23 protein-coding genes are annotated in these 21,430 nt (G+C 31.0%); 14 read left to right on the top strand and 9 right to left on the bottom strand.

Annotated elements, in window-relative coordinates:
• Window positions 1-105 precede the first annotated feature (105 nt).
• From GFJ94_RS04430 to GFJ94_RS04380, 11 genes are all read left to right on the top strand, one after another.
• Window positions 106-1,200: an N-acetylmuramoyl-L-alanine amidase gene (locus tag GFJ94_RS04430; RefSeq protein WP_153200378.1), complete on the top strand. Its 1,095-nt coding sequence runs from the start codon at window positions 106-108 to the stop codon at window positions 1,198-1,200.
• Between the two features lie 12 nt (window positions 1,201-1,212).
• Window positions 1,213-2,319 carry an N-acetylmuramoyl-L-alanine amidase gene (locus tag GFJ94_RS04425; RefSeq protein ID WP_153200377.1) on the top strand — a complete coding sequence of 369 codons (1,107 nt, stop codon included), beginning with the start codon at window positions 1,213-1,215 and terminating at the stop codon, window positions 2,317-2,319.
• 35 nt (window positions 2,320-2,354) lie between these two features.
• Complete coding sequence (locus GFJ94_RS04420; protein WP_153200376.1) at window positions 2,355-3,308, top strand: MlaD family protein; 954 nt, start codon at window positions 2,355-2,357, stop codon at window positions 3,306-3,308.
• A 10-nt stretch (window positions 3,309-3,318) separates the two neighbouring features.
• Window positions 3,319-4,641 (top strand): (Fe-S)-binding protein, encoded by a 1,323-nt coding sequence (locus GFJ94_RS04415; protein WP_153200375.1) that lies wholly within the window; start codon window positions 3,319-3,321, stop codon window positions 4,639-4,641.
• Window positions 4,642-4,703: 62 nt separating this feature from the next.
• On the top strand, window positions 4,704-5,495 hold the full coding sequence (locus GFJ94_RS04410) for a (Fe-S)-binding protein (RefSeq protein ID WP_153200374.1): 792 nt from the start codon (window positions 4,704-4,706) through the stop codon (window positions 5,493-5,495).
• A gap of 4 nt (window positions 5,496-5,499) precedes the next feature.
• The gene (locus GFJ94_RS04405; RefSeq protein ID WP_153200373.1) at window positions 5,500-5,982 is read left to right on the top strand and encodes an ABC transporter ATPase; all 483 of its coding nucleotides are present in this window, start codon (window positions 5,500-5,502) and stop codon (window positions 5,980-5,982) included.
• Between the two features lie 36 nt (window positions 5,983-6,018).
• The gene (serB, locus tag GFJ94_RS04400) at window positions 6,019-7,242 is read left to right on the top strand and encodes a phosphoserine phosphatase SerB (protein ID WP_153200372.1); all 1,224 of its coding nucleotides are present in this window, start codon (window positions 6,019-6,021) and stop codon (window positions 7,240-7,242) included.
• A gap of 143 nt (window positions 7,243-7,385) precedes the next feature.
• Entirely contained in the window at window positions 7,386-10,304 is a 2,919-nt protein-coding gene (locus GFJ94_RS04395; RefSeq protein ID WP_153200371.1) for a glycoside hydrolase family 3 N-terminal domain-containing protein, read from the top strand.
• A gap of 39 nt (window positions 10,305-10,343) precedes the next feature.
• Window positions 10,344-10,799 (top strand): DUF1801 domain-containing protein, encoded by a 456-nt coding sequence (locus GFJ94_RS04390; protein WP_153200370.1) that lies wholly within the window; start codon window positions 10,344-10,346, stop codon window positions 10,797-10,799.
• A gap of 64 nt (window positions 10,800-10,863) precedes the next feature.
• Window positions 10,864-11,994, top strand: coding sequence for an N-acetyl-alpha-D-glucosaminyl L-malate synthase BshA (bshA, locus tag GFJ94_RS04385; RefSeq protein ID WP_153200369.1), 1,131 nt, complete (start codon window positions 10,864-10,866; stop codon window positions 11,992-11,994).
• Entirely contained in the window at window positions 11,994-12,425 is a 432-nt protein-coding gene (locus tag GFJ94_RS04380) for a protease complex subunit PrcB family protein (RefSeq protein ID WP_153200368.1), read from the top strand. The genes bshA and GFJ94_RS04380 overlap by 1 nt, the downstream gene beginning before the upstream one ends.
• A gap of 4 nt (window positions 12,426-12,429) precedes the next feature.
• Here the strand turns inward: GFJ94_RS04380 and GFJ94_RS04375 are convergent, their stop codons facing one another.
• Genes GFJ94_RS04375 through GFJ94_RS04365 form a run of 3 tightly spaced genes read right to left on the bottom strand, consistent with a single transcriptional unit; the run spans window position 12,430 to window position 13,890 of the window.
• Complete coding sequence (locus GFJ94_RS04375) at window positions 12,430-12,882, bottom strand: sensor of ECF-type sigma factor (protein ID WP_153200367.1); 453 nt, start codon at window positions 12,880-12,882, stop codon at window positions 12,430-12,432.
• A 12-nt stretch (window positions 12,883-12,894) separates the two neighbouring features.
• Window positions 12,895-13,317: a hypothetical protein gene (locus GFJ94_RS04370; protein ID WP_153200366.1), complete on the bottom strand. Its 423-nt coding sequence runs from the start codon at window positions 13,315-13,317 to the stop codon at window positions 12,895-12,897.
• 30 nt (window positions 13,318-13,347) lie between these two features.
• Entirely contained in the window at window positions 13,348-13,890 is a 543-nt protein-coding gene (locus GFJ94_RS04365; protein ID WP_133607103.1) for an RNA polymerase sigma factor, read from the bottom strand.
• Between the two features lie 122 nt (window positions 13,891-14,012).
• Here GFJ94_RS04365 and pdxH point away from each other — a divergent pair, with 122 nt between their 5' ends.
• Both pdxH and GFJ94_RS04355 read left to right on the top strand, forming a co-directional pair.
• Window positions 14,013-14,657 (top strand): pyridoxamine 5'-phosphate oxidase, encoded by a 645-nt coding sequence (pdxH, locus tag GFJ94_RS04360; RefSeq protein WP_153200365.1) that lies wholly within the window; start codon window positions 14,013-14,015, stop codon window positions 14,655-14,657.
• Between the two features lie 238 nt (window positions 14,658-14,895).
• A complete protein-coding gene (locus GFJ94_RS04355; RefSeq protein WP_153200364.1) occupies window positions 14,896-15,387 on the top strand; it encodes a CAP domain-containing protein in 492 nt (163 codons plus the stop codon).
• A gap of 242 nt (window positions 15,388-15,629) precedes the next feature.
• Here the strand turns inward: GFJ94_RS04355 and GFJ94_RS04350 are convergent, their stop codons facing one another.
• The 3 genes from GFJ94_RS04350 to gcvT all read right to left on the bottom strand — a co-directional run bounded on the left by GFJ94_RS04350 (window position 15,630) and on the right by gcvT (window position 18,589).
• Window positions 15,630-16,526, bottom strand: coding sequence for a hypothetical protein (locus GFJ94_RS04350; protein ID WP_153200363.1), 897 nt, complete (start codon window positions 16,524-16,526; stop codon window positions 15,630-15,632).
• A gap of 134 nt (window positions 16,527-16,660) precedes the next feature.
• Window positions 16,661-17,380 (bottom strand): YebC/PmpR family DNA-binding transcriptional regulator, encoded by a 720-nt coding sequence (locus tag GFJ94_RS04345; RefSeq protein ID WP_153200362.1) that lies wholly within the window; start codon window positions 17,378-17,380, stop codon window positions 16,661-16,663.
• A gap of 126 nt (window positions 17,381-17,506) precedes the next feature.
• Complete coding sequence (gene gcvT, locus GFJ94_RS04340; protein WP_153200361.1) at window positions 17,507-18,589, bottom strand: glycine cleavage system aminomethyltransferase GcvT; 1,083 nt, start codon at window positions 18,587-18,589, stop codon at window positions 17,507-17,509.
• 165 nt (window positions 18,590-18,754) lie between these two features.
• Here gcvT and hutH point away from each other — a divergent pair, with 165 nt between their 5' ends.
• Window positions 18,755-20,257 carry a histidine ammonia-lyase gene (hutH, locus tag GFJ94_RS04335; RefSeq protein WP_153200360.1) on the top strand — a complete coding sequence of 501 codons (1,503 nt, stop codon included), beginning with the start codon at window positions 18,755-18,757 and terminating at the stop codon, window positions 20,255-20,257.
• Between the two features lie 46 nt (window positions 20,258-20,303).
• On the opposite strand, the gene GFJ94_RS04330 is transcribed toward hutH, so the two are convergent.
• The 3 genes from GFJ94_RS04330 to GFJ94_RS04320 are packed head-to-tail and all read right to left on the bottom strand — an operon-like array spanning window position 20,304 to window position 21,430.
• Window positions 20,304-20,666, bottom strand: coding sequence for a DUF1304 domain-containing protein (locus tag GFJ94_RS04330; protein ID WP_153200359.1), 363 nt, complete (start codon window positions 20,664-20,666; stop codon window positions 20,304-20,306).
• 3 nt (window positions 20,667-20,669) lie between these two features.
• Window positions 20,670-21,251, bottom strand: a complete 582-nt coding sequence (locus GFJ94_RS04325) for a TMEM175 family protein (protein ID WP_153200358.1) — start codon at window positions 21,249-21,251, stop codon at window positions 20,670-20,672.
• Complete coding sequence (locus tag GFJ94_RS04320; RefSeq protein ID WP_153200357.1) at window positions 21,248-21,430, bottom strand: hypothetical protein; 183 nt, start codon at window positions 21,428-21,430, stop codon at window positions 21,248-21,250. Before GFJ94_RS04320 ends, GFJ94_RS04325 begins: the two co-directional genes overlap by 4 nt.

Below are 21,430 nucleotides of genomic sequence, written 5' to 3'. Positions count from 1 at the left end.
TTTGTAAAAATTTGGCTCACTTTTTGAAGTGTCAAACTTACATATATTTTTTTGCAAAAATAATGTTTTAATAAAATTATAACTTATAAACTTATCAATTGTTTTATGCCATCTAAAAAAAACACTAAATACCTGTTATTATTGATTTTATTTTTCACTTATAGTTTTACTTTTAGTCAAAACGCAACTAAATTTAAAGTGGTTTTAGATGCCGGTCATGGAGGAGAAGATCCTGGAGCATTAAAAAACGGAATAAAGGAGAAGGATGTGGTTTTACATGTAGTGCTTAAAATTGGTAAAATTCTAGAAAAATATAAAGACATTGAAGTAATTTATACTCGTAAAACAGATATTTTTATTGGTTTAAGAGAACGTGCTAATATTGCAAATAAAGCAAAAGCTAATTTGTTTATTTCAGTTCATTGTAACGGTGTTAAAAGTACGGCTGCAAGAGGAACAGAGACTTTTGTTATGGGAATGTCGAGAACCGATACGAATTTAGATATCGCTAAAAAAGAAAATGGTGTTATCTTTCTAGAGAAAGATTATAACGAAAAATATAAAGGATTTGATCCCAATAATCCGGAAACACTATTAGGTTTAAAAATATTACAAGAAGAATTTTTAGACCAAAGTATTAGTTTAGCATCTGAAATTGAAAAGAACTTTGTTAAAGATAATAATCGTTTTTCAAGAGGAGTTAAACAGCAACCAATTTGGGTACTAGATGCAACCGTAATGCCGGGAGTATTAATTGAGTTAGGTTTTGTAACGCATCCTGTTGAAGGTAAATACTTAAATTCTGAAAAAGGTAAAGAAGAAATGTCGGAATCCATTTCAAATGCTATTGTATCTTATAAAAACAATTACTTTAATGGAGTAGTTGCTGAAAGAGAAACGGTTGAAAATGCAACGCCTACAAAAGCAGATTTAAATTTTGAAAATAATAATTCGGATAATTCAAATAAAGAAAAATCAAACAAGACATATTATAAAGTTCAAATTTCAGCTGGAACAAAAAAACTGGATACAAAACCTTCAAATTTTAAAGGGTTAAAAAATATTACAGTTGAAAAAGATAAAAAATTATACAAGTATTTTTACGGAGAAGAAACAGATTTAGTTGCTTGTACGAAAAAATTAGAAGAAGCAAAGAAAAAAGGATATACTTCGGCTTACATAGTAACATTTACAAACTAAAAAGGAAAGCGTATGTTTAAGAGAATTGTATTTGTAGCCATTGCAATGCATTTTTTATCAGGATATAGTCAAGGTCAAAAGTTTAAAGTAGTTTTAGATGCTGGTCATGGTGGAAAAGATTATGGAGCCGTATATCATGGCAACATAGAAAAAAATATTGCTTTGCAAACCACGCTTCGTGTTGGAGCTATTTTAGAAAAAGATCCTCAAATTGATGTGGTATATACACGTAAATCAGATGTTTTTATCGAGTTACAACAGCGTGCTAATATTGCCAATAAATCGAAAGGAAGTATTTTTGTTTCGATGCATTGTAATGCGAATAAAAACCAAGCCGCTTCAGGGAATGAAACCTATGTAATGGGTATTACTCGTAATGCATCCAATTTAGAAGTAGCTAAAAATGAGAACGAAGTAGTTACTTTGGAAACCAATTATAAGATTAAGTATGATGGTTTTGATCCAAATTCACCAGAATCGGTGATTGGAATTTCTATTCTTCAAGAAGAGCACTTAGATCAAAGTATTGAGCTCGCTGGAAGAGTGCAAGAGTTTTTTACAAAAAAAACAGACAATAAAAACCGTGGCGTAAAGCAAGCGGGGTTCTTAGTATTGAGACAAATTACAATGCCAAGAGTGTTAATAGAAATGGGATTTGTTTCAAATAAAGAAGAAGGAGAATTTTTAAATTCCGAAGAAGGTCAAGATAAATTAGCAGAAGCTATTGCAAGTGCAATTTTAGATTATAAAAACGAATTTTTTAATCCGTCAAATAACGACAATATTAAAGAAGATATAAAAGTAGTTGAACAGAAAGCAGAAACTATAGTAAAAGAAACTCCTAAAACGGTAAAATCTCCTGAAAAAGGAATTATTTTTAAAGTTCAAATTTCTGCAAGCACTAAGGAATTATCTACTGCTCCTTCAAACTTTAAAGGATTGAGTCCAATTTCATTAGAACAAGTAGGAAATCTTTATAAATATTATTACGCTTCAGAAAAAAATTATGAAGTAGCTAAGCAAAAATTAGTTGAAGCCAAACAAAAAGGATATAATACAGCGTTTATAGTAGCTTATAAAGATGGAATAAAAATAAGCATTACCGATGCAATAAAATAAAATAAAAGTTTAATTTTGTTAAAAATTATAATGCTTTGAAACTAACAAAAGAAATCAAAACCGCAATCCTAGTAATTGTATCTATATTTTTATTTATTTGGGGATATAATTTTTTAAAAGGAAAAGACTTATTTGAAAGTAGCACTAGAGTTTATGTTGTTTATGACAATGTAGCAGGACTTGTTAATTCTGCTCCGGTTACATTAAATGGATTAGCTATTGGTAAAGTGAATTCAATTGATATTCAACCTGATGGAAAGTTGCTAGTAGAAATGCAAATAACTACTGATTTTCCAATTTCTAAATCTAGTGTAGCTGAAATATACGATTCTGGTTTAGTGGGTGGAAGACAAATTGCAATTAAACCCAATTTTCAAGATAAAAATTATATTAAATCAGGCGATTACTTAAAAGCAAGTAGTAAATTAGGATTAACAGATGCATTGGCTCAACAATTAGAACCTTTACAATACAAAGTTCAAAAATTGTTAGATAACGCTGATGTTTTATTTACAAACGTAAACGAAATTTTAGACGAAAAAACAAAACAAAATTTAAAGAGTAGTATTTCTGAATTGCACAAAACTCTTTCTGAATTTAGTGAAGTTTCAAAGAACCTTAATGGTTTAGTTACTGAAAACAAACCTAAATTAAATTCGATGATTACAAATTTTGATAAAACATCATCTAATTTAGAAAAAATGTCTGATTCACTTGCAAAAGCTAACTTGGGTCAAACCGTTAAAAATTTAGAAAAAACATTAGCAAGTGTTGATAAAATAATGGGTGACATTGAAAAAGGAAATGGAACCATGGGTAAACTAATGAAAGACGAAACGATGTATAATAATTTCTCTAAAGCTTCAAACGAACTAGAATTATTGTTACAAGATTTACGTTTAAACCCAACACGCTATGTTAATGTTTCTCTTTTTGGAAAGAAAAATAAACCTTATGTAGCTCCAGTAAACGATTCAATAAAAAAGTAATTTTTATACGATGCAATTTTTAGATAATATTTTCTTCGCATTGCTTTTAGCAATTGGTATTGGTTATTTTGCAATTAATGTAAAAAAACTAATTCGCAATATAAAATTAGGACAAGATGTAGATAGAAGTGATAATTCTTCCGAACGTTGGAAGAACATGACTATGGTTGCTCTAGGACAATCAAAAATGATAAAACGTCCAATAGCTGGGTTTTTACACATCATAGTTTATGTTGGATTTGTAATTATCAATATTGAAGTTATTGAAATTATCATCGATGGATTATTTGGAACTCACCGAGTATTATCTTTTATGGGTGTTTTTTATAATATTTTAATTGGTTCATTCGAAATTCTTGCTTTTTTAGTTTTAGTTGCAGTTGTAATATTTTGGATTAGAAGAAATGTTACAAAATTGTCTCGTTTTACAAGTTCAGAATTAAATGGAAAACCTAAAAATGACGCTAATTACATTTTATATTTTGAAATGGTATTGATGACGTTGTTTTTAGTTATGAATGCAGCTGATTTTCATTTGCAAAATTTAGGTATTGGTCATTATAACAGTGTAGGTAGTTTTCCAATATCACAGTTTATTGCCCCAATTTTCAACGGAATGAGCGAAGGTTCAGTAGTTATTATTGAAAGAGTCGCTTGGTGGTTACACATTGCAGGAATTTTAGTTTTCTTAAATTACTTATATTTCTCAAAACATTTACACATTTTACTAGCTTTCCCAAATACTTTCTTTGCTGATTTAAATGCTAAAGGGAAATTAAATAATTTAGAAAGTGTTACAAACGAAGTAAAATTAATGATTGATCCAAGTGCTGATCCTTTTGCAGCGCCTGCAAATCCTGATGCTGTTCCAGCTAAGTTTGGTGCCTCTGATGTTCAAGATTTAAATTGGGTACAATTATTAAATGCGTATAGTTGTACCGAGTGTGGTCGTTGTACATCTTCTTGTCCAGCTAACCAAACAGGTAAAAAATTATCTCCTAGAAAGATTATGATGGACACTCGTGATCGTTTAGAGGAAGTAGGAAGAAATATCGATTTAAATAAAGGGGTATTTGTTGATGATGGAAAATCATTATTAAACGATTACATTACTCCAGAAGAATTATGGGCTTGTACAACTTGTAATGCTTGTGTGGAAGAATGTCCTATTAATATTAGTCCGTTATCAATTATTATCGATATGCGTCGTTATTTAGTAATGGAACAAAGTGCTGCACCAATGGAATTAAACAATATGATGAGTAATATTGAAAACAATGGAGCGCCTTGGCCATACAATCAAATGGATCGTTTAAATTGGGTAAACGAATAGTAAAAATAAAATTTGCTATTTAGAGAGTCATTTCTAAATATTGATTTAAAATATAAAACATTATGTCAGAAAATTTAATTGTACCAACAATGGCCGAAATGATGGCCGAAGGAAAACAACCTGAAATTCTTTTTTGGGTAGGTTCTGCTGGTAGTTTCGATGACAGAGCAAAAAAAATCTCAAGAGCTTTCGTTAAAATTTTAAATAAAGCAAATGTAAATTTTGCTGTTTTAGGAACTGAAGAAAGTTGTACAGGAGATGTTGCAAAAAGAGCAGGAAATGAATTTTTATTTCAAATGCAAGCACTTATGAATATTGAGTTACTTAATGCTTATGAAGTAAAAAAAATTGTAACATGCGATCCTCATTCTTTTAATTGTTTAAAAAATGAATATCCTAGTTTAGGTGGGAACTATGACGTTTTACATCACACACAATTTATTCAACAGCTTTTAAAAGAAGGGCGTATAAGCTTTAATAAAGACACTTACAAAGGTAGCCGTATTACATTTCATGATCCATGTTATTTAGGTAGAGCTAATAATGAATATCAAGCTCCTAGAGAAATATTGTCTCAAACAAATGCCGAAATTGTTGAGATGAAACGTAGCAAAAGTTCTGCGCTATGTTGTGGTGCTGGAGGTGCTCAAATGTTTAAAGAGCCTGAAAAAGGGAATATGGATATTAATGTATTAAGAACTCAAGATGCTCTTGAAACCACACCCAATATCATCGCTACAGGTTGCCCTTATTGCAATACAATGATGACCGATGGAGTAAAATTTGCACACAAAGAAAATGATGTTAAAGTGTTAGATATTGCTGAAATAATTGCTAATGCTCAAGACTTATAAAATTATGTTCGTACCTTTTGATACATTACCTGGAGAATCTAAAATTTGGATTTATCAATCAAATAGAAAATTTTCAGATGAAGAAATTCAAGAAATTGAAGCTGAATTAAAATTCTTTACAGAAAACTGGATTTCGCACGGACATCCTCTTGAAGCTTCTTTCGAAACGCGCTACAATCGTTTTATTATAATTGCTGTAAATCAAAATGTGCAAGTGGCTACAGGTTGTTCTATTGATGCATCTGTTCAAATTATTCAAAATTTAGAGCAAAAATATAATGTTGATTTATTGGATAAAATGAATGTAACATTTAAAATAGGTGATCACGTTGCCTTTAAACCACTTATCGAATTTAAAAAAATGGCGAAAGAAAAAGCTGTTTCTGAAAATACGATAGTATTTAATAATCTATTAAATACATTAGGAGAATTAAATGATTTCTGGGAAGTTCCTGCAAATGAAAGTTGGCATAATCGATTTTTCTAGTACATAATTTTATAATAAACTTACTTGTAAAACATTATGGATAGCGATATTTTTTTATTAAATATATCAGGACAAGATAAACCAGGATTAACATCTTCATTAACAGCAGTTTTAGCAGAATATGATGCAAATGTTCTAGATATTGGTCAAGCCAATATTCACGATACACTTTCATTGGGTATTTTGTTTCAAATTAAATCGGGAAAAAAATCAGCTGCCGTTTTAAAAGATATTTTATTCAAATCATATGAATTAGGTATTAAAGCCAAATTCAAACCAATTCCTCATGAAGAGTACGAAAAATGGGTAAAACTTCAAGGAAAAGACCGTTATATCGTAACCCTTTTGGGTGAAAAATTAACTGCCGAACAAATCTCAGAAGTTACTAAAGTTATTTCGGAAAAAAACTTGAATATCGATGCAATTAAACGATTAACAGGAAGAGTTTCTTTGGTTAAAGAAGATGATTATCCAAGATCTTCTATTCAATTATCCATTCGTGGTGAAATTAAAAACAAGTCTGAATTTACTGAAAAATTCATGGCAATTTCGTCCGAATTAAATTTAGATATCGCCTTTCAAGAAGACAATATTTTTAGAAGAAACCGCCGTTTGGTTTGCTTTGACATGGATTCTACTTTAATTCAAACCGAAGTAATTGACGAATTGGCAGAATTAGCTGGTGTTGGAGAACAAGTTAAAGCTATCACTGAATCTGCTATGCAAGGTGAAATCGATTTTCAAGAAAGTTTTAAACAAAGAATGTCTCTTTTAAAAGGTTTGAAAGAAGAAGTTTTAGAAGAAGTTGCCATTAATTTGCCCATCACAAAAGGAGCAAGGAGATTAATTGATACTTTAAAATCGTATGGTTTTAAAACCGCCATTCTTTCTGGTGGATTTACTTATTTTGGAAAATATTTACAAAAAGAATTAGGAATCGACTACGTTTATGCTAACGAATTAGAAATCAAAGACGGTGTTCTTACCGGAGGTTATCTTGGTGAAATAGTAGATGGAAATAAAAAAGCCGAATATCTAAAAGAAATCGCTCTTAGAGAAGGAATTGATATCAACCAAACCATTGCTGTTGGTGATGGTGCTAACGATTTACCTATGTTAAACCTTGCTGGTTTAGGGATAGCTTTTCATGCAAAACCTAAAGTAAAAGACAACGCTCAAAGTTCTATATCGAGCATCGGATTAGATGGCGTTTTATATTTATTAGGCTATCACGATCGTCATATCGATTTGATTGATTAGTTAAGTACATCTTCCAAATTAAGTTTAGAAACTTACGTTAACAACTTTCTTCATAAAATAAACCTAAAACACTTTATTTTAAAGTCAAGATGTAGTATTTTGGCATGGATTTAGTTCTAAGTTATAAAATCAAACTAAAATTTATGCAAAGAGTTCTCACACTACTGTTTTCGGTAGTTTTTATACATATATCATTTTCTCAAAATAAAGCTAAACCTGTTTTAAATGCTAAAAAAGTAGTTTCTCAACAAGTTTGGGTTGATAGTATTTACAACCAATTTTCGTTCGAAGAAAAAGTAGGGCAGTTGTTTATGGTTGCCGCTTATTCCAATAAAGATGAAGCACACAATAAATCAATCGATAAATTAGTTGAAGAATATAAAATTGGAGGATTAATTTTCTTTCAAGGCGGACCAGTACGTCAGGCAAAATTAACAAATCGTTATCAAGCCAAATCAAAAGTTCCTTTGTTTATCGGAATTGACGCCGAATGGGGTTTGAGTATGCGATTAGATTCTACGTATCGTTATCCTTGGAACATGACGCTTGGTGCTGTTCAAGATATGAAATTGATTGAAAAAGCCGGAAATCAAATGGCGAAACAATCAAAACGAATGGGAATTCATTTCAACTTTGCGCCTGTTGTGGATATCAATACCAATCCAAAAAATCCAATCATCGGAAATCGTTCCTTTGGAGAAATAAAAGAAAATGTTACTTCTAGAGCCATTGCTTTAATGAAAGGTTTACAAGACGAAGGCGTTTTTGCTACAGCTAAGCATTTTCCAGGTCATGGCGACACTTCAACCGATTCACATCATACATTACCGGTTGTAAATTTTGAAAGAAATCGATTAGATGAAATCGAACTTTTTCCTTATAAAGAATTGATTAAAAAAGGATTAGCTAGTGTAATGGTAGCGCATTTGAATGTGCCAAGTATCGAACCAAGAGCGAATTATCCAACATCCATTTCATATCCAGTAGTAACTGATATCTTAAAAAAAGAATTACAATTTGAAGGCTTAATTTTTACAGATGCCTTAAATATGAAGGGCGCAAGTAATTTTAAAAAACCGGGCGATATTGATTTAGAAGCTTTTTTAGCTGGTAATGATGTATTGTTATTTGCTGAAAATGTTCCCGTTGCGATTAAAAAATTCAAAGAAACTTTCGATGCTGGAATTATTACAGAAGAACGTTTGATGTATTCTGTTAAAAAGATTTTGGCGTATAAATACAAAGCGAACTTAAATAACTACCAACCAATCGTTTTAGATAATTTATACCAAGATTTGAATGTTGTCGAATTTGACGCTTTGAATTATAAATTATATGAAAATGCTGTAACGGTAATTAAAAATCACGATAAATTAGTTCCGGTTCGAGATATTGAAAAAGAGAAAATCGCTTATATTAAATTAGGAAACGATAAATCAGATACCTTTTTAACAAATTTGAGAAATTACGCATCTGTTAGTGAAATTACCAATAAAAATTTAGATTCTGTATTGGTGCAATTACAAGATTTTACTAAAGTAATTATTGGGTATCACAAACAAGATGGTGCTTGGAGAAATCACAATATGAATTTCAAAGAAATGTTGTGGATTAACCAAATTGCCAAACAAAATGATGTGATTTTAACCTGTTTTACTAAGCCTTATTCTTTAACGAATTTAAAAAACTTCGAAGAAATAGAAACAATTGTTTTAGCGTATCAAAACAATGATATTGCACAAACCATTGCACCTCAAATCATTTTCGGAGCGATTGGAGCAAAAGGGAAATTACCTGTTTCAATTGATGACGAATTCAAAGTAAATGAAGGAATTGAAACGTTAGAAATCAAGCGTTTAGGATTTGAAATTCCAGAAAATGTTGGAATGAATTCTAAAATATTGACTAAAATCGATTCTATTGCTAACTATGCCATTTCTAAAAAAATGACACCTGGAATTCAAGTAGTTGTAGCTCGAAAAGGGAAAGTAATTTATCAGAAATCATTCGGAAACCATACGTATGAAACGAATCAGAAAGTAACTAATACGGATGTTTATGATATAGCTTCTTTGACAAAAATTGTTGCTACTTTACCGAATGTAATGCAAGAATTCGATAAAGGTCACTTAACATTGGAAACAAAATTACGTACCATGTTACCTGCGGCGAAAAATTCAAATAAAGCTAACGCAACGGTTTTAGATATGCTAACACATCAAGCCCGTTTTCAGCCATGGATTCCTTTTTATAAAGCTACTTTGGACAGTTTAAATCGACCGAGTACACATTATTATAGAAGTGTGTTTTCTGAAGATTTTCCAATTCATGTAGCTGATAAATTATATTTGAGAAAAGATTATAACGATACGATTGTTAAAACGATTTTAGACAGCGAGTTGTTACCTAAAAAGCAATACAAATATAGTGATTTTACCTTTATTCTTTTTAAAGAATATTTGGAAATACACAATAAAAAATCACTTGAAGATATAGCGCATGCTAACTTTTTTGAACCTTTAGGAGCGAATTCTATCATGTACAATCCGTTACGAAAATTGAATGCTAACCGAGTTATTCCAACAGAAAATGACAATTATTTCAGACATCAAGTAGTGCAAGGTTATGTTCACGACATGGCAGCTGCGATGCAAGGAGGAATTTCAGGTCATGCTGGTTTGTTTGCCAATGCCTTGGATGTGGCTAAAGTAATGCAAATGTATCTACAAAAAGGAAGTTACGGAGGAAGAACATATATTTCCGAAAACACTTTTAACATATTCAATACATGCTATTTTTGTAAAGAAGGGAATAGAAGAGGTGTTGGTTTTGATAAACCACAATTAGGGAATGAAGGCCCAACATGTGGATGTGTTTCACTAACAAGTTTCGGACATACAGGGTTTACAGGTACCATGACTTGGGCCGACCCAGAAAAAGAAATTGTTTATGTTTTCTTATCCAACAGAACGTATCCTGATTCTAACGCCTCGAATAAATTATCAAAAGAAAATATAAGAGAGAATATTCAAAGGGTAATTTACGAAGCGATTATTGAGTAATTTTTGTAAATTTAGTTCTCTAATTTCAACAAACTAATCATGACCTCAGAAGCAACAACAGTAGACCAATACATCAACGAAGCTCCAGAAGATAGAAGAGAAGCGTTGCAAAAATTAAGAAATGTTATTTTAAAAAATCTTCCCGAAGGCTTTCAAGAAGGCATGGGTTATGGTATGGCTGGTTATGTGGTACCACATTCGATTTATCCAAAAGGTTATCATTGTGATCCTAAGCAAGCTTTACCTTTTATGGGATTTGCGAGTCAAAAAAATAGCATCAATTTTTATCACATGGGCATTTATGCTAAACCTGAATTATACGATTGGTTTGTTACCGAATATCCAAAACACTCGAAACAAAAATTAGATATTGGTAAAAGTTGTTTGCGCATCAAAAAGCCTGAAAATATTCCTTTTGAATTAATTGGTGAATTGGTAAAAAAAGTCACAGTTGAAGATTGGATTGCGACATACGAAGCTGTGTTTAAAAAATAATTTTAACAAATGTTTTATAATTGCCAATTCTAGAAGTGGTAATTTTATTTCAAAATTTACGTAAATGAAAATTGCTATTGTTTGTTATCCTACATTTGGAGGAAGTGGTGTTGTGGCAACTGAATTGGGTTTAGAATTAGCCAAAAGAGGTCATCAAATACATTTTATCACTTACAGTCAACCCGTTCGATTGGCTTTGTTGAATCCGAATGTACATTATCATGAAGTTCACGTTCCAGAATATCCGTTGTTTCATTATCAGCCATATGAATTAGCGCTATCGAGTAAATTAGTGGATATGGTAAAATTGTACAAAATTGATGTTTTACACGTACATTATGCAATACCACATGCGTATGCCGGTTATATGGCTAAGCAAATGTTAGCGGATGAAGGTATTCATATTCCAATGGTAACTACATTGCACGGAACCGATATTACTTTGGTTGGAAATCATCCATTTTACAAACCAGCAGTAAGTTTTAGCATCAATAAATCTGATGTGGTTACGAGCGTTTCACAAAGTTTAAAAGATGATACCTATCGATTGTTTGATATAAAAAATGAAATTGAAGTTATCCCAAATTTCATTGAATTAAATAAAGATAAATTAAAAGAGAGTATTCCGTGCCATCGTTCTTTAATGGCAAATGAAGAAGAAAAAATTATCACACATATTTCCAATTTCAGAAAAGTAAAGCGAATAGATGACATTGTCCGTATCTTTTATGAAATTCAGAAAGAAGTGCCTTCCAAACTAATGATGGTAGGAGAAGGGCCAGAGAAAGAAGGCGCAGAGCAATTATGTGAACAATTGGGAATCCAAAACAAAGTAATTTTCTTTGGAAACAGTAATGAAATTGATAAGATTTTATGCTTCTCAGATTTATTTTTATTACCATCAGAAACCGAAAGTTTTGGATTAGCCGCTTTAGAAGCTATGGCGTGTGGAGTTCCAGTAATTTCAAGTAATTCAGGTGGATTGCCTGAAGTGAATAAGGATGGTTTTTCAGGATATTTAAGTGATGTTGGTGATGTTACTAAAATGAGTCGAGATGCAATTACTTTGCTTCAAGATGAAAATAAGTTGGCTCAATTTAAAGTCAATGCTTTAGAAACGGCAAAATTATTTGATATTCAAAATATAATGCCTTTATACGAACAAGTTTATTTTAAAGCTTTAAATTCAAAATAATGATTAAATTTTTTCCTTTATTTTTTCTAATGTTATCATGTAGTAGCAATGCTCCAAAAGAAATTTTCGATATTACTTACACCCTTATTTTTAAAAGTGAAATGGGTGGAACTGAAAAATCGGGACATGTTTTAATTCAAAATAATGAAACTTATATTCAATTTATAGAATCTCTTAAACTTGATGAATCGGAGTACGCTAATTTTTTAAAAGTTGATTTTAAGAAAAAAGATGTATTAGTTTTATATCAAGGACAAAAAAGTTCTGGAGGTTATGCAATTGACATTGAATCTTTAAAAAACGAAAATCACACAATAATTGTAAAGAAGAAAGAAGTAGCTCCTAAAAAAGGTGAAATAACTACTTCAGTACTTACTTCACCTTATTGTATTGCTTTAATTCCAAAGTGTAAAAATGTAGTTATTGAATAAATATTTACTCTTTTTTTCTTTTTAATTTAATTTGTTTTATAAGTTCCTTATTAAAATCTTCCTCAGCTTTTTTAAGTTTGATGATTTTCTTGGCGCTAATTACACTTTGTAAATCTTTGATGAACTTCTTTTTTAAATTGAATAAATCTTCTTCAATTTTTTCCATTTGTATTAATGAATTAGAAGCATCTTTTTCACTTAGTTTATCAACATTTCCAGGTTTGAATCGGTCTAAAATGGCTCTCATTTTTTCATGACGTAGTTCCGATTGTTTTTCATCGAATGCATTATAAATAGGCCAAAATTTTTGAGCTTCATCTGTAGTCAAATCTAATTGCTCTGTAATGTATGCTACTTTTAGTGCTTTTACTTTCTCTCTTTTTTCTTTAAAACCTTGAGAGAATGATAATGATGTAACTAAAAGAAATATAATTGGAAATAAGATTTTCGTATTCATAATGGGTAAATTTTATTCGTTAATGTAATATTCTATGTTTTCCGACTCGGAAAGATAATCTTCAACAGCATCTGGGTTTGATTCGCTTAAAGATAAATTTTTCTCTAATGCTATAATATCGTCATCGGTTAAGTGTTTTGATAATTCTGTTATTCCAATATTTTGCTGTTGTGCTAAATAATTTTCAATAGTAGAAGCGTCTAAATTGCTTTCACTTGCCATATTAAAATAAACAGGAATTGCAATCGCAAGTAAAAATACGGCAGCAATAGCACTAATCCAAACTTGTTTTCTGTAGAATAAGGAAACCACTTTCGTTTCTTTCTCTACCGGAATTTGTGCCATCATTTTAGCTTCAAATTGCTCAAAGAAATTTTCTGGAACTTTAAATCCCGATTTTATTTCGTTTTTATTTTCTAAGTCAAAAGGTTTCATATCTATTGGACAAAAATTTTGTGTAAAGGTTTAATTAGTATGTAAAAATTCTTCAATTTTCTTTGCGGCTATATGGTAACTTGCTTTTAAAGCACCCACCGAAGTATTTAAAATTTCGGACATTTCTTCGTATTTAATTTCTTCAAAATAGCGCATTTTAAATACCATTTGTTGTTTATCAGGTAATTTTGCAATTGCTTTTTGTAATTTTAATTGGATGTCATCTCCATCAAAAAAAACATCACTTTCTAATTTATTAATGGCTTTTTGTTGGGCTTCTTCGTTTGAAATGCCTTGTTTTTTTGCTCGTTGTTGCATAAAAGTAATGGCTTCATTCGTAGCAATTCGGTACATCCAAGAATACAATTTACTATCTCCTTTAAAATTTTTAAGATTACCAAATACTTTTATAAACGTGTTTTGCAACACATCATCGGCATCATCATGATTTAAAACCATGTTTCTAATGTGATAATACAATGGTTTTTGATACAATTGCAGGAGCTTTCGAAACGCTTCATTTTGCGTTTTCGGGTTTAATAATTCGGAGATGAAAGCTTTTTCGTCTTGCAAAATGCGATATTTGTTTATAAGACTAAAGATATTCAAAAAGGTTTAATTTTAATTTTTGTTTTAGTAAAAAAACAAGTTTCCCTTTGTAACTTTGCTTTGCATAAACTACGAGAGTTAATAATATGAAAGATTTAAGCAATTATAGAAAATCATACGAAAAGAGCGAATTACTGGAAAACCAAATTCCGGAAGATCCAGTTAACTTATTTCATAAATGGTTTTATGAAGCCGAAAATTTAAACGCTGCAGAGGAAGTAAACGCCATGACCGTTACGACAATTGGTTTAGATGGTTTTCCGAAAGCGCGCGTGGTATTGCTTAAAAAATTCAATGAAGAAGGTTTTATTTTTTATACCAATTATAATTCGGAAAAAGGGAAAGCAATTTTAAATAATCCTAATGTGTGTTTGTCTTTCTTTTGGCCAACAGTTGAACGTCAGATTATTATAAAAGGAATTGCTGAAAAAACAGCTGATAATATTTCCGATAATTATTTTGCTTCGCGTCCTGATGGAAGTAAGCTAGGAGCAATTGTTTCGCCTCAAAGTGAAGTAATTCCGAATCGTGAGTTTTTAGAAGACAACTTAAAACAATTAGAAAAAGAGTGGGAGGGAAAAGAAATTTTGCGTCCGGCACATTGGGGAGGCTTTTTAGTGCGACCAGTAGAAGTGGAGTTTTGGCAAGGAAGACCTAATCGTTTGCATGACAGAATTCGCTATCAATTAACTAATGAATACGATTGGAAAATACAACGATTATCGCCTTGATAATCAATATTTTAGTTTTTTTAAACAAAATCCTGAGTTTAATAGCTTGGGATTTTTTTATTTCTGTAAGTAAAATTGTAAGTAATTGATATCCAAATGTTTAAAAAGTTAAAATTTAATGTATTTCATCGATTTTTTTTGCACGTTACCGATGTTTTTGTACATTTGTCCTGTTAATCAATCACTTAATCGATTTTTAGGAATGATTAACACAACAACTAAAAAAAACTCACTACTCATGAAAAAATTAATGATTACTCTTTTTGCCCTAACAATTGGATTATCATCTTTAACATCTTGTTCGTCTGATAGCGAAACTGTAAACGAACCAAAAGAAACAGCTAAAAGCTATACACATAGCATACTAGAATTAGAATTATTAGACGAAGTTAATGCTTACAGAGTTTCATTAGGTTTAAATCCGTTAGAAATTATTGAACATATATCATACAAATCTTCAGAGCATAATGATTACATGTTGGCTAATCAAATAGTAACTCATGAAGGTTTTGATCAAAGAAAATCAAATTTACAAGAAGTATTAGGTGCTTACCGAGTAGGAGAAAATGTAGCTTTTGCTTATTCTTCTGTACAAGCAACTGTTACAGCATGGGTAAACAGCACAGGTCATAAAGCTAATTTAGAAGGAGATTACACTCATTTTGGAGCTGCAATTAAAATGGATGATCAAGGTAGAAAATACTACACTAATATGTTTATTAAGAAATAAGGATTTCATGTTTGTTTATAGAAAAAGCAGCTATTTTATAATGAATTAGCTGCTTTTTTGTTCTTGTAATATTAAATAATTTAAAAGAAATTTAAAACTCAAATTGTTTTCTATGCTTTATTTATTTTTCATAAACTGATTTATGTTTTCAATCAGAACGAATGATATTTTCCACCCTATAGTGTGTTTTTTTTGTTTTTGTTTTGTGGGCACGGAATGCAACTCTGCGCTATGGGAGTTTATTAGTTTAATTTCGTAATTTCTTTAATGTCTTCATTACTATAATAAAACCTGCTTTTTTTTCCACTATTATGTACAATTTCTATAGTGATTTTATCAAAGTTTAAATTAGTGTTATTTTTCATTAAAATATCATAATATAATATTACAATTTCGTTTGAATATTTATTAATATTTTCAAAATTATTATCTAGAAAATCACTTTTGATAAGGGTTAGTTTATAATTTTCTTTTATTCCATTATTCTTTATGGGTATTAATTTGATTATCATTTCTTTAGGATGATATTTACGAGTTATTTGTCTACCATCATATTCATTTTGCTGATTTATTGATTTATCAGAATTATTACTTTGTTTTGTATCTTCTTCAAGTAATTGGTCGATTTTTGGTTTCCATATTTCTACTCTTTCTTGAGTTGAATATTCTCCAGAGTAAATTTCATCTTCGAACCTTTGTAGTTCTTGATATATCCTATTGCCTATATTTTCCAAATCCGCAAATGTGGTTTTAGGATTATGTCTAATTTTATCAATTTCTGAATTAAATTTTCGTGCATAAACTTCATAAAGATCAAAGCGTAACTTTTGAAATTGTTTAACAGCTTCAATATTAAAGTTTGTTGAGTCCTTTACCCAAGAACGGTTTTTATCAAAATATGCACGAACATTAGCTTTTTCAATATTCTCTACGTATAAATTTAAGCCATGAAAATCAACAATTTTTAATTGACTATCAGCTTTTGGCTTTTGTTGATAATCTGAAAAATTAATATTTACATCTTTTGACCAGTAGATTACATGTTGATTGAAGAAATATTGAGTTATATGATGTCGAAAATGGAAGTATAATACTCCAATTATGATTAATAGAATAATAATTAATATTTTTTTTCTCATTTTAAATTTTCTCGATTTATAAAATTAACACTAACTAATAAATATCATCTAAAAGATATCTTTAAGATACGCTAATATATAAAAAAATCCTCACAATTTCTTGGGAGGATTTAGGATATAAGATAGAAAAAGGATTACTCAGCGCTTTCTTGCATTGTGTGATATACGTTCATTACGTCATCGTCTTCTTCAATTTTTTCTAATAGTTTTTCAACATCAGCTACTTGATCTGGTGTTAATTCTTTTGTTATTTGTGGTATTCTTTCAAATCCAGAAGATAAGATTTCTAATCCACGAGTTTCTAATTCTTTTTGGATAGTTCCAAAGCGTTCAAAAGGAGCGTACATTAAAATTCCGTCTTCGTCAGCAAAGATTTCTTCTACACCAAAATCAATCATTTCTAATTCTAATTCTTCCACATCTTGTCCTTCTGCTGGAATTCTAAAATTACACGTATGATCAAACATAAATTCTACCGAACCTTGTGTTCCAAACGTTCCGTTGCATTTATTGAAATAACTTCTAATATTAGCAACGGTTCTGTTGTTGTTATCCGTAGCGGTTTCAATTAAAATTGCAATTCCGTGTGGTGCATAGCCTTCAAATAATACTTCTTTAAAGTTAGCCGTGTCTTTATCCGATGCTTTTTTAATAGCGCGTTCTACGTTATCTTTAGGCATATTCGCAGCCTTCGCATTCTGAATAACCGCTCTTAAACGTGAGTTGGTTTCAGGATTTGGTCCGCCTTCTTTAACGGCCATTACAATATCTTTTCCTATACGTGTAAACGTTTTAGCCATTGCTGACCAACGTTTCATTTTACGGGCTTTTCTAAATTCAAACGCTCTTCCCATTTCTATATAATTTCAATGTTCTTAATTCGTTGTTCAAAATTTCGATGCAAAAATAATAATTTCAAATTCAAGTTCAAGTTCAATTTTCAAATTTGTAATTGATCTTGTCATTGTTCTTGCCCTTGACTATTTCTTGTAAAAAGGCATTTTAACCACTTTCGCCTTAATATCTTTATTTCTAATTCTAATATAAATTTCAGAATCTGGAGTTGCTAATTCTGTTGGAACATATCCCATTCCGATAGCAATTCCCATAGAAGGTGATTGTGTTCCAGAAGTTACGATTCCAACTACATTTCCGTTTGCATCAGCAATTTCGTAATCGTGACGAGGAATTCCTCTTTCTACCATTTCGAAACCAACTAATTTACGAGAAACACCAGCTTCTTTTTGTTTCTTTAAGTTTTCGGAATTGGTAAATTCTTTATCGAATTTCGTAATCCATCCTAAACCAGCTTCTAATGGAGAAGTCGTATCGTTAATATCGTTTCCGTATAAACAGAATCCCATTTCTAAACGTAACGTATCACGCGCTGCTAATCCAATTGGTTTGATTCCGAAAGCTGCTCCAGCTTCAAAAACTTTGTTCCAAATGTATTCAGCATCTTCGTTTTTGAAGTAAATTTCAAATCCTCCCGAACCTGTATAACCTGTAGCAGAAACAATTACATCGCTTTTCCCAGCAAATTCACCAATTTGAAATGTGTAATATCCCATATTCGTTAAATCGATAGAAGTCAATGATTGCATAGCTTCTGCAGCTTTTGGTCCTTGAATAGCTAATAATGAATAGCCTTCAGAAAGATTTTGCATATCCACACCTAAATCATTGTGCGAAGAAATCCAATTCCAATCTTTTTCAATGTTAGAAGCATTAACCACCAACATATAATGGTTATCAGCAATTTTATAAACGATTAAATCGTCAACAATTCCACCTTCGTTATTTGGTAAACAAGAATATTGAGCTTTTCCATCAACTAATTTAGAAGCGTCATTTGAAGTTACTTTCTGAATTAAAGCCAACGCATTTTCTCCTTTTAAGAAAAATTCTCCCATGTGAGAAACGTCAAAAACACCTACGCCATTTCTAACGATTTCGTGTTCTGCATTTACTCCTTCATATTGTACAGGCATATTGTATCCTGCAAACGGAACCATTTTAGCTCCTAAACTTTCGTGAATGTGCGTTAACGCTGTATTTTTCATGATTTGATGTTGTATTATTAGAGAGCGCTAATTTATTGAAAATTCTTAAAAATGCACCCAGAATTCCCTTAAAATTTGAGCGATATTTATTTTTTATTAATAATGCTGATAAATCTTGCATTTTAACAATTGTTTGCGGAATTTTGGACTTTTAAAATTAACCAAATGGAAACTACACATTATATAAGTTCAGATTTATTGTCTATCGACATGATTAACGAGATTGTTTTTCAAGGAAAACAGTTGGCATTATCAGAGGAAGCTATTGTAAACATTGAGAAATGTAGAAAATACTTAGACGATAAAATGAAATCAAACTCAGATCCAATTTACGGAATTAACACTGGTTTTGGTTCGTTATGTAATGTGAAGATTTCGAATGAAAATTTATCAAAATTGCAAGAGAATTTGGTAAAATCGCACGCTTGCGGAACAGGGGAGGAAGTACCTCATGAAATTGTAAAAATCATGTTGTTATTGAAAATCCAATCGTTAAGCTACGGACATTCAGGTGTTCAATTAGTAACCGTGCAACGTTTGATTGATTTTTACAACAATGATATTTTTCCAGTAATTTATACTCAAGGTTCGTTAGGTGCTTCGGGTGATTTAGCTCCGTTAGCACATTTATCATTACCATTGTTAGGAGAAGGTGAAGTGTATTTAGATGGTTTCAGACAACCTTCATCAAAAGTATTAGAGAAATTTGGTTGGGAACCAATCGTTTTACAATCGAAAGAAGGATTGGCTTTATTGAACGGAACGCAATTCATGAGTGCTTACGGGGTTTATTGCTTGATTAAAGCTGAGAAAATTTCGTATTTAGCTGATGTCATCGGAGCAGTTTCATTAGAAGGTTTTGATGGAAGATTAGAGCCTTTTACAGATTTGATTCACTTAGTTCGTCCTCATAAAGGGCAAATTCAAACCGCTGAAAGAATGCGCGATTTGTTGGAAGATAGCGAAATCATTGCGCAACCAAAAGTTCACGTTCAAGATCCTTATTCATTTAGATGTATTCCACAAGTACATGGCGCTTCGAAAGATACAATTGATTATGTGAAGAAAGTATTCCGTACTGAAATCAATTCGGTGACCGATAATCCAAATATTTTCGTTGGAGAAGATTTGATTATTTCGGGAGGAAACTTCCACGGACAACCTTTAGCTTTAGCCTTAGATTTCTTAGGAATAGCGTTATCAGAATTAGGAAGTATTTCGGAAAGAAGAACGTATCAATTGATTTCTGGATTAAGAGGTTTACCAGCGTTTTTAGTAAACGATCCAGGATTGAATTCAGGTTTCATGATTCCACAATATACAGCGGCAAGTATCGCGAGTCAAAACAAACAATTGGCAACTCCAGCAAGTATTGATAGTATTGTTTCTTCAAACGGACAAGAAGATCACGTGAGTATGGGAGCAAACGCGGCAACTAAAACGTTACATATTGTTGAAAACGTAGAACGTATTTTAGGAATTGAATTATTAAACGGTTCGCAAGCTTTAGAATTCAGAAGACCATTACAATCGAGTGAGTTTATTGAAAGTTTTGTTAAATCGTATAGAGAAGATGTTCCGTTTGTATCAGAAGACAGAATTTTACATTACGATATTGAAAAATCAGTTTCGTTTTTGAATAGCTTTCAAATAGAAATGGAAGATTAATACAAAGTATATAAAATTAAAAGCTCAAGATAATCTTGAGCTTTTTTTATAAAAATAGAATTGTAATAATTGCAATAATTGCAGGGAGTGCTTGCACATAAAATATTTTCTTAGAAGCGGAATAAGCTCCAAAAATTCCCGCAACAGCAACACAACAAAGAAAAAATAAAGCGATGTTTTTACTCCAGTTTTCATCGGAAATAGCCAAAGACCAAAGTAAGCCTGCAGATAAGAATCCGTTATACAAACCTTGATTAGCGGCTAAAACTTTTGTTTTTTCGAATAAATCTTCGGGAATGGTTCGGAATACTTTTTTAGCTGCAGTTGTCCATGCAAACATTTCTAGCCATAGAAAATACAGGTGAAATAAGGCTATAATTACGATGAATATTTTACTAATGAAATGCATAATTTAGTCGTTTTTATTAAAAGTACGCTCAATTCTCTTGTCTGGAATTAACCAAATTAGAGCCACCAAAATATAAATAGTTCCTGAAATTTCAACTGAATATTTGGTTAGGAAAACAGCAATCAAATATAAAACTACTGATAATTTTCCTTTGTAATCTTTTCCAATTGCTTTTGAAAGAGCTGAATCTTTTCCGTGGTCAATTAAAATTAATCGTTGCAGAATAAAGTAGGCGAAAGCGTTCATTAACAATACAATTCCGTATAGCATCATTGGGAAAGAAGCAAAGTGATGTTCACCAATCCAAGCTGTTGTAAAAGGAATTAAAGACAACCAAAACAATAAATGCAAGTTTGCCCAAAGTATTTTTCCATTTACATTTTTAAGTGAATGAATTAAATGATGGTGATTGTTCCAATAAATTCCAACATAAATAAAACTTAATATATAACTTAGAAACTTATGCGATAATTTAGTAACGGCTTCAAAGGTAGTATCATCCGGAACTTTAAATTCCAAGACCATAATAGTAATTATAATGGCTAAAACGCCGTCGCTAAAAGCTTCTAATCGGTTTTTGTTCATTTTGTATTTTTTATTACAACAACAATCAATGTTATAATTGCAGAAACTTCTGTAAGCATTCCAATGACTAATGCTACGTTTGCACCAGGCCAATGCATAATCTTAAATAAAGAACCAATTATTGTAATTGCCATTCCTAAAAGGAATAAAACCAACGGAACTGTATATTGCTTTTTCAT

This window comes from Flavobacterium sp. LMO8 (genome assembly GCF_009495755.1).
Lineage (GTDB): Bacteria > Bacteroidota > Bacteroidia > Flavobacteriales > Flavobacteriaceae > Flavobacterium.
The sequence above is the reverse complement of the archived record's forward strand: the minus strand, read 5'-3'. Positions and strand labels throughout refer to the sequence as shown.

Excerpts from the sequence above, each read along its gene's own strand:
- pdxH (WP_153200365.1), top strand. The coding sequence starts at position 14,013 with ATGAAAGATTTAAGCAATTATAGAAAATCATACGAAAAGAGCGAATTA.
- GFJ94_RS04320 (WP_153200357.1), bottom strand. The coding sequence starts at position 21,430 with ATGAAAAAGCAATATACAGTTCCGTTGGTTTTATTCCTTTTAGGAATG.
- GFJ94_RS04330 (WP_153200359.1), bottom strand. The coding sequence starts at position 20,666 with ATGCATTTCATTAGTAAAATATTCATCGTAATTATAGCCTTATTTCAC.
- GFJ94_RS04325 (WP_153200358.1), bottom strand. The coding sequence starts at position 21,251 with ATGAACAAAAACCGATTAGAAGCTTTTAGCGACGGCGTTTTAGCCATT.
- GFJ94_RS04380 (WP_153200368.1), top strand. The coding sequence starts at position 11,994 with ATGATTAAATTTTTTCCTTTATTTTTTCTAATGTTATCATGTAGTAGC.
- GFJ94_RS04405 (WP_153200373.1), top strand. The coding sequence starts at position 5,500 with ATGTTCGTACCTTTTGATACATTACCTGGAGAATCTAAAATTTGGATT.
- GFJ94_RS04375 (WP_153200367.1), bottom strand. The coding sequence starts at position 12,882 with ATGAATACGAAAATCTTATTTCCAATTATATTTCTTTTAGTTACATCA.
- GFJ94_RS04370 (WP_153200366.1), bottom strand. The coding sequence starts at position 13,317 with ATGAAACCTTTTGACTTAGAAAATAAAAACGAAATAAAATCGGGATTT.
- gcvT (WP_153200361.1), bottom strand. The coding sequence starts at position 18,589 with ATGAAAAATACAGCGTTAACGCACATTCACGAAAGTTTAGGAGCTAAA.
- serB (WP_153200372.1), top strand. The coding sequence starts at position 6,019 with ATGGATAGCGATATTTTTTTATTAAATATATCAGGACAAGATAAACCA.
- GFJ94_RS04350 (WP_153200363.1), bottom strand. The coding sequence starts at position 16,526 with ATGAGAAAAAAAATATTAATTATTATTCTATTAATCATAATTGGAGTA.
- bshA (WP_153200369.1), top strand. The coding sequence starts at position 10,864 with ATGAAAATTGCTATTGTTTGTTATCCTACATTTGGAGGAAGTGGTGTT.
- GFJ94_RS04345 (WP_153200362.1), bottom strand. The coding sequence starts at position 17,380 with ATGGGAAGAGCGTTTGAATTTAGAAAAGCCCGTAAAATGAAACGTTGG.
- GFJ94_RS04415 (WP_153200375.1), top strand. The coding sequence starts at position 3,319 with ATGCAATTTTTAGATAATATTTTCTTCGCATTGCTTTTAGCAATTGGT.
- GFJ94_RS04430 (WP_153200378.1), top strand. The coding sequence starts at position 106 with ATGCCATCTAAAAAAAACACTAAATACCTGTTATTATTGATTTTATTT.
- GFJ94_RS04355 (WP_153200364.1), top strand. The coding sequence starts at position 14,896 with ATGAAAAAATTAATGATTACTCTTTTTGCCCTAACAATTGGATTATCA.
- hutH (WP_153200360.1), top strand. The coding sequence starts at position 18,755 with ATGGAAACTACACATTATATAAGTTCAGATTTATTGTCTATCGACATG.
- GFJ94_RS04410 (WP_153200374.1), top strand. The coding sequence starts at position 4,704 with ATGTCAGAAAATTTAATTGTACCAACAATGGCCGAAATGATGGCCGAA.
- GFJ94_RS04395 (WP_153200371.1), top strand. The coding sequence starts at position 7,386 with ATGCAAAGAGTTCTCACACTACTGTTTTCGGTAGTTTTTATACATATA.
- GFJ94_RS04425 (WP_153200377.1), top strand. The coding sequence starts at position 1,213 with ATGTTTAAGAGAATTGTATTTGTAGCCATTGCAATGCATTTTTTATCA.
- GFJ94_RS04390 (WP_153200370.1), top strand. The coding sequence starts at position 10,344 with ATGACCTCAGAAGCAACAACAGTAGACCAATACATCAACGAAGCTCCA.